This is a genomic window from Candidatus Streptomyces philanthi (genome assembly GCF_059553635.1).
The window spans coordinates 1-5,699 of record NZ_JCANQV010000339.1 but is presented as its reverse complement, the minus strand read 5'-3'; the positions used below and the strand labels follow the sequence as shown (position 1 = coordinate 5,699).

At 74.1% G+C, this 5,699-nt stretch carries 6 protein-coding genes; 2 read left to right on the top strand and 4 right to left on the bottom strand.

All coding sequences use genetic code 11. The features are described 5' to 3' along the window. The first annotated feature begins 46 nt into the window (after positions 1–46). The gene (locus AC51EU_RS26275; protein ID WP_496269566.1) at positions 47–1,333 is read left to right on the top strand and encodes a hypothetical protein; all 1,287 of its coding nucleotides are present in this window, start codon (positions 47–49) and stop codon (positions 1,331–1,333) included. A 177-nt stretch (positions 1,334–1,510) separates the two neighbouring features. Here AC51EU_RS26275 and AC51EU_RS26270 read toward each other — a convergent pair whose 3' ends face one another. The 3 genes from AC51EU_RS26270 to AC51EU_RS26260 form a co-directional block, all read right to left on the bottom strand. Beyond that, positions 1,511–2,056, bottom strand: a complete 546-nt coding sequence (locus tag AC51EU_RS26270) for an ATP-binding protein (RefSeq protein WP_496269565.1) — start codon at positions 2,054–2,056, stop codon at positions 1,511–1,513. A 211-nt stretch (positions 2,057–2,267) separates the two neighbouring features. Continuing rightward, the gene (locus tag AC51EU_RS26265) at positions 2,268–3,134 is read right to left on the bottom strand and encodes an alpha/beta fold hydrolase (protein ID WP_496269564.1); all 867 of its coding nucleotides are present in this window, start codon (positions 3,132–3,134) and stop codon (positions 2,268–2,270) included. A gap of 574 nt (positions 3,135–3,708) precedes the next feature. After that, complete coding sequence (locus tag AC51EU_RS26260; protein ID WP_496269563.1) at positions 3,709–4,401, bottom strand: iron-dependent transcriptional repressor DtxR; 693 nt, start codon at positions 4,399–4,401, stop codon at positions 3,709–3,711. A 304-nt stretch (positions 4,402–4,705) separates the two neighbouring features. Between AC51EU_RS26260 and AC51EU_RS26255 the strand changes: the two genes are divergently transcribed. Next, the gene (locus AC51EU_RS26255; RefSeq protein ID WP_496269562.1) at positions 4,706–5,464 is read left to right on the top strand and encodes an SIS domain-containing protein; all 759 of its coding nucleotides are present in this window, start codon (positions 4,706–4,708) and stop codon (positions 5,462–5,464) included. A 36-nt stretch (positions 5,465–5,500) separates the two neighbouring features. Here the strand turns inward: AC51EU_RS26255 and AC51EU_RS26250 are convergent. Continuing rightward, positions 5,501–5,699 (bottom strand): GAF domain-containing protein (locus tag AC51EU_RS26250; RefSeq protein WP_496269561.1); only part of this gene is annotated, 199 nt, incomplete at its 5' end.

Below are 5,699 nucleotides of genomic sequence, written 5' to 3'. Positions count from 1 at the left end.
CTCGCCGCGCTCGCCGACGGTGCCGGAACCGACCAGCTCACCCGCGATGTACGGGAGTACTTCGGTGTCCACTGACCCCCGCCCCGCACGCCCCCCTCGCGCCCGCCGCCGACTGCGGACCGCGCTCGCGCTCGCCGCGTCGGCGGCCGCCCTGCTGTGGTGCGCCGCCGCTCCGGTAGCCGCGGCGGAAAGCCCGGGGGAACGGATCGCCGAGGCCCTGCGCCGCTCCCCCGTCTATGTCGATCCGTCCCTGACCTCCGCGGTCGACGCCACCGAGCAGAAGAAGCTCGTCGCGCAGATCCGGGAGACGGGACTGCCCATCCGCGTCGTCCTCGTACCGCTGGTCGAGGGCGACGACTGGGGCGGTGATCCCGAGCAGCTGGCCGGGGTGGTCCACGACCGGTTGGGCGACTCCCCTTCGATCATCGTCACGCTCGGCAAGTACCGCGACGCCCTCGCCGCCCGCGAATGGCCCGGCGACACGCACCACGCGCAACGGGCCGCCGCCACGGTCTTCTTCCAGGACGACATGAAGAACGCCCGCACGGCCCGCCGTCTCTCCCGCGCCATCGCCCTCATCAAGGCCGGTGACGGCGACAAGGAGTACGAGAAGGCCACCGCGCACCTCGACTCCGGGCGGGACCTGCCGGGTTCGGGCACGGAGGGCACCTCCGTCCCCCGGGTGATCGCGCTGGTGGCCGGGCCGCTGCTGGTGCTCGGCGCGGCGGGGCTGCTGCTGCGCCGCCGCTCCCGGCTGCGCGCCCCCGCCGCCTCGTTCACGCTGCCCCGTTCCGTCTTCGCCGCCGCCCGCCGGACCGACGAGTCCGCGCTGCGTGAGCGGGCCTCCCGGGAAGTGGTGCGCCTGGGCGAGGAGGCCCGCGCCGCCGACGGCGATCCGGCGTCCGTCGAACGCGCCCTGGACGCCTACTCCGCGGCCGGGACGGTGCTGGACCGCGCCCGCGGCATACCCGACCTGGCCGGGGTGTTCGCCCTGGTCGCGGAGGGCCACGCGGCGCTGTCCGGCGCCCGGGACCCGCTCCCGCTGTGCTTCTTCCACCCCCTGCACGGCCCGGCGACCGGCCGCGTCACCTGGCGCCCCCTCGGCCGCCGCGAGGCGGTGGACGTGGCCGCCTGCGACACCTGCGCCCGAGCGCTGCGCGCCCGCCGCGCCCCCGCGGTCCTCACCGACCACCTGGACGGCCGCCCTCTCCCGTACTTCGAGGTCCCCGCCGACCGCAGCCTCTGGGCCGCCACCGGCTACGGCTCCCTCCTGACCGACGACTCCCTGACCGCCCACGTCCAACGGGGCGATTTCACGCGCACGCTGGGGTGAGGGCGCGGTGTCCGGGCAGTTGCCTGGGCGGCGGGCACGGGGCCGGAGCGCACGAGGCCGGAGGCGGTGCCTGGGGCGGGCACGCACAGCGCACATGCCCGGCCCCGGGATGCCTCCCTGCTCGAAGGCGGGATGCCCCGTGCCCGGCAGCTGCCGGTCCGCCGGCGGCCCGCCCCCTCACATCGCCCGAGGAGCCTCGTCGCCCAACCAGGTGTCGATGATGCGGGTCGCGAGGGTGGTGACCGTGTGGTCGCTGGTGTCGATGGTGGGGGTTCCGGGTGGGTCGGACCGTCGTATCAGGTCGATCTGGTGGAGCGTCCGGGCGAGTTGGTCGTCGGCGCCGGAGCCGATCTCGCGGCGGGCGATCCTGGTGCGGAGCGAGAGCAGGTCGGCGGTCAGCCGGACCACGGTGAGGTCGGCGCCGGGGACCGCGTCGGCGATCCAGGGGAGTTCCCGGTCCAGGAAGGCGAAGACGCCCGCGGTGATCAGCCGGGTGTGTCCGAGGGCGGCGTAGTTGGCCCAGAGGGCGGCGAGATTGCGCCGGGACAGCTCACTCGGCCGCAGTCCCGGTGGGGGCCAGGGGTGGACGTGGTCCAGTTCGTCGGAGTCGATCAGCGCATGGGCGAGGTCGGCGTGGGCGAGCCGACGGGAGATCTCATGGGCGGTCGAGGACTTTCCGACACCGGCCGGACCGCACAGAACCAGTACCTTCGTGGTGGACATGGCCGGATTGTGGCGGTGGGCGATCCGCGTCGCCAGAGAATTTCCCTGCCACCGAGGGCAGTTCGGCCGCCGCTGGACGGAGAGGCGGCCGGACAACGCGGCGTGGGGCAGGAGGCCGCACCAGGGCTGCGGCCCCTGCCCCACGCCGGACCACCACCGCCCCCGGCCTGACACCACCTCACCACCACACCTACGCCCCGACCGCGCCCCCTCACCCCACCCCCACCGCCGCATCAAGAAACCCCTCGACCGCGTGCCGCCAGGCGGTGGGTTGTTCCCAGGGTGCGAGATGGCCGGAATCCGGTAGTTCGGCGTAGGTGCCGTGAGGGAGGACGCGGACCATTTCCTGGGCTTCGGCGCGGCCCAGGTCGCCGTCCGGACCGCGGACGACGAGGGTGGGGCACCGTATGTGGGCCAGTTCCTCCCAGTGGGCGTCGTGGGCCCAGGTGTCGCGGACGGCGAGCATCTGGTGGGGGGAGAAGAGCGGGCGCCAGCCGTCGTCGCACTCGGTCATGGTCTCCGCGAAGTACGCGCCGCGGGCCGGGCGGGGGCGTTCCAGCGACGGGTCGTCCTCTCCGAACCAGGTGCGGACGTCGGCGAGGGTGGCGAACGGGACCGGCCAGGTGGAGAACCAGTCGGCCCACTCGCGCTGCGAGGCCGCGCCGATCGCCGAGGCCCGCATGTCGCAGATCACCAGGGCGCTGACCAGGTCGGGGCGGCGGGCGGCCAGCTGCCAGGCGGTCAGCGCGCCCATCGCGTGGCCGATGAGGGTGACGGGCGCCAGTCCGAGCTGTTCGACGGCGGCGAGGGCGTCGTCGACATAGGCCGCGCGGTCGTACGGGCCGCCGTCGGGCTTCTCGCTGCGGCCGTGGCCGCGCTGGTCGAGGGCGATCGGGCGGTGCCGCGCGCCGAGCCAGCGGGCGGTGTCGGCCCAGTGCGCGGCGCGGCCCATCAGGCCGTGGAGCAGCAGCGCCCCGGGTCTGTCCCCCGGATCGCCGCAGGTCTTGGGCGGTTCGGTGAATTCCCAGGCCGCGAGCCGTAGGCCGCCGGCTCCTGTCACATCGATGCGCCGCACCATCGTTCTGCCACCCCCAGTCGTCCCGTGAGCAGCACCACGGTATCGAACCGTCATTCGAATCTGTGGTTCCGGCGCTCAAGTCCCCTCGTTCGGGTGACGGCCCTCAAGGGTTGATCACCTCCGCCGAGGGGAGACAGCTAGCGGGAGGTGAGCCCTACCGGGAAGGGGGCTCACCGCGCAGGACCCTGGGAGCTCGGGGCTCCGGGTCCTGACGGGGGACATTGGGGAGGCGGGGCCCCGGCTGCGAGCAGCCGGGGCCCCGTGCCGTTCCCGCCCCACCCCGTTCCCGCAGGTCCCGGCACCGCGCGCCGTCCCGTCCGACCGCGCCCCAGGCACCACCCGCCACCCCGCACGCCTCGCGCACCACGCCTCCGCGCCGCCCCCGCGCACCCACCCGGCACCCGCACCACGCCCGATCGCAGCATCTCCCCCACCGCCGCCACCCCACGCACCCGAACGGCCCGCCGAGCAGCGCGTCAACGCGACTCAGCGGGCCGTACAGGGCGGAGAAGAGACCGAAACGAAGGATCGAAGAGGCCGAAGAAGGCCCTTCCCGTCCGGTCAGCGCTTCCGGTCAGCGCTTGGCGACGAAGACGTGCGCCGCGATCTCGGCGTCCAGCTCGGCGGCCTCACCGCTGCTGCCGACCAGCACGCCCACCGGCGAGTCCGTCACGCTGACCACCGCGCCCGGCTGCACCCCGGCGCGCCGCAGGGTGTACATCAGCTGGGCGTCCATCTGAATGGGCTCGCCGATGCGGCGGACCACGGCGGTCTTGCCGTCGGTGCCGGCCTCCAGATCCATCAGGTTGACCATCCCGGCGTCCAGGAACGGGTCGGCCTCGGCCTTCTCGCCCAGTTCCTCCAGGCCGGGGATCGGGTTGCCGTACGGGGACTCCGTCGGGTGCCGGAGCAGTTCCAGGACGCGGCGTTCGACCGCCTCGCTCATCACGTGCTCCCAGCGGCACGCCTCGGCGTGGACCTGCTCCCACTCCAGGCCGATGACGTCGACGAGCAGGCACTCGGCGAGGCGGTGCTTGCGCATCACCCGGGTCGCCAGCCGCCGGCCCTCCTCGGTCAGCTCCAGGTGGCGGTCGCCGGCGACCGTCAGCAGACCGTCCCGTTCCATGCGCGCCACCGTCTGGCTGACCGTGGGGCCACTCTGTTCGAGCCGCTCCGCGATCCGGGCGCGCATCGGGACCACGCCCTCTTCCTCAAGCTCAAGGATGGTGCGGAGATACATCTCCGTGGTGTCGATCAGTCCGGACATGCGTGCCCCTCGATGTGTCGTGCGGGTGGCCCTGGATTCAATTCTGACGCATCCCACTGACAACGGTGCCGCCCCGGCCGCGGGCCGGGTCCGGCCGTGCGTATTGACAGAGCACTGGTCCAGACCGCAACGTGAGCCGCGCCACGGCGTCACGGGGTGCGCGACCGGCGGGTACGGGCCGGTGGCGGCACGGACCGGCAGGTGCCCCGGGGTGTCCGCGGCACGGTCCGCGCGACCGATCCGTCCGACGGGCCGCCGCACCCGGCCCCGATCCATCCACACTTCGACGAGAGGGGCCCGCGGTATGGCTGAGAGCGACCGGCTGGCCGGGCAGTACTTCGACGCCGCGATCGATCTGCTGCGCACGATCCGCGACGAGGAGGGTGCCGCGATCACGGCCGCCGGGCGGCTGATCGCCGACACCGTGGAGGCGGGCGGCCGGGTCTTCTCGTTCGGCGCCGGGCACTCCTCGCTGCCCGCCCAGGACACCGTCTACCGGGCGGGCGGCCTCGCGGTCATGAACCTGCTGTGCGTGCCCGGTGTGATGGGGGTGGACGTCCGGCCGGCGACGCTCGGCAGCGCGCTGGAGCACGTCGGCGGGCTGGCCGCTGCGGTGCTGGACAGCAGCCCGCTGGAGGCCGGGGACGTCCTGGTGATCATCTCGCTCTCGGGCCGCAACGCGCTGCCCGTCGAGATGGCGCTCACCGCGCGGGCGCGCGGCATCAAGGTCGTCGGCCTGACCTCCGTCGCGTACACGAGGGCCACCACCTCCCGCCACCCCTCGGGCGGTTTCCTCAAGGACCACTGCGACATCGTGCTGGACAGCCGTGTCCCGGTCGGGGACACCGTGCTGACGCGGGAGGGTGTCGACGCGCCGTTCGCCCCCGCCTCCACCGTCGTGACCAGCGCCGTCATGCAGGCCGTGGTCGCCACGGCGGCGGGCGAACTGGCCGGGCGCGGCATCGAGCCGCCGCTGCTGCGGTCGGCCAACGTCGACGGCGGACGCGAGTGGAACGGCCGGGTGATGCGGGAGTACGCGGACCGGATCTTCTACCGGAACTGACCCCGCCGAGGACCCCGCGCACCGCCCGGACACGCCCTAGCCCGCCAGGTCCAGGGCGGTGGCGATCCGGGCGGCGACCTCCTCCGCGTACGCCGCGTCCGCGCGGTCGAACGGGCGGCGGGCGGGCAGGCGCAGGAAGGTGGCGACGCCGAGGGTGCGGCCGCGGCTGCGCAGCACCACGCACAGCCCGTGCACCGTGCCGTCCGGCCAGCGGCGGGTCTCCGCCCAGCGTTCG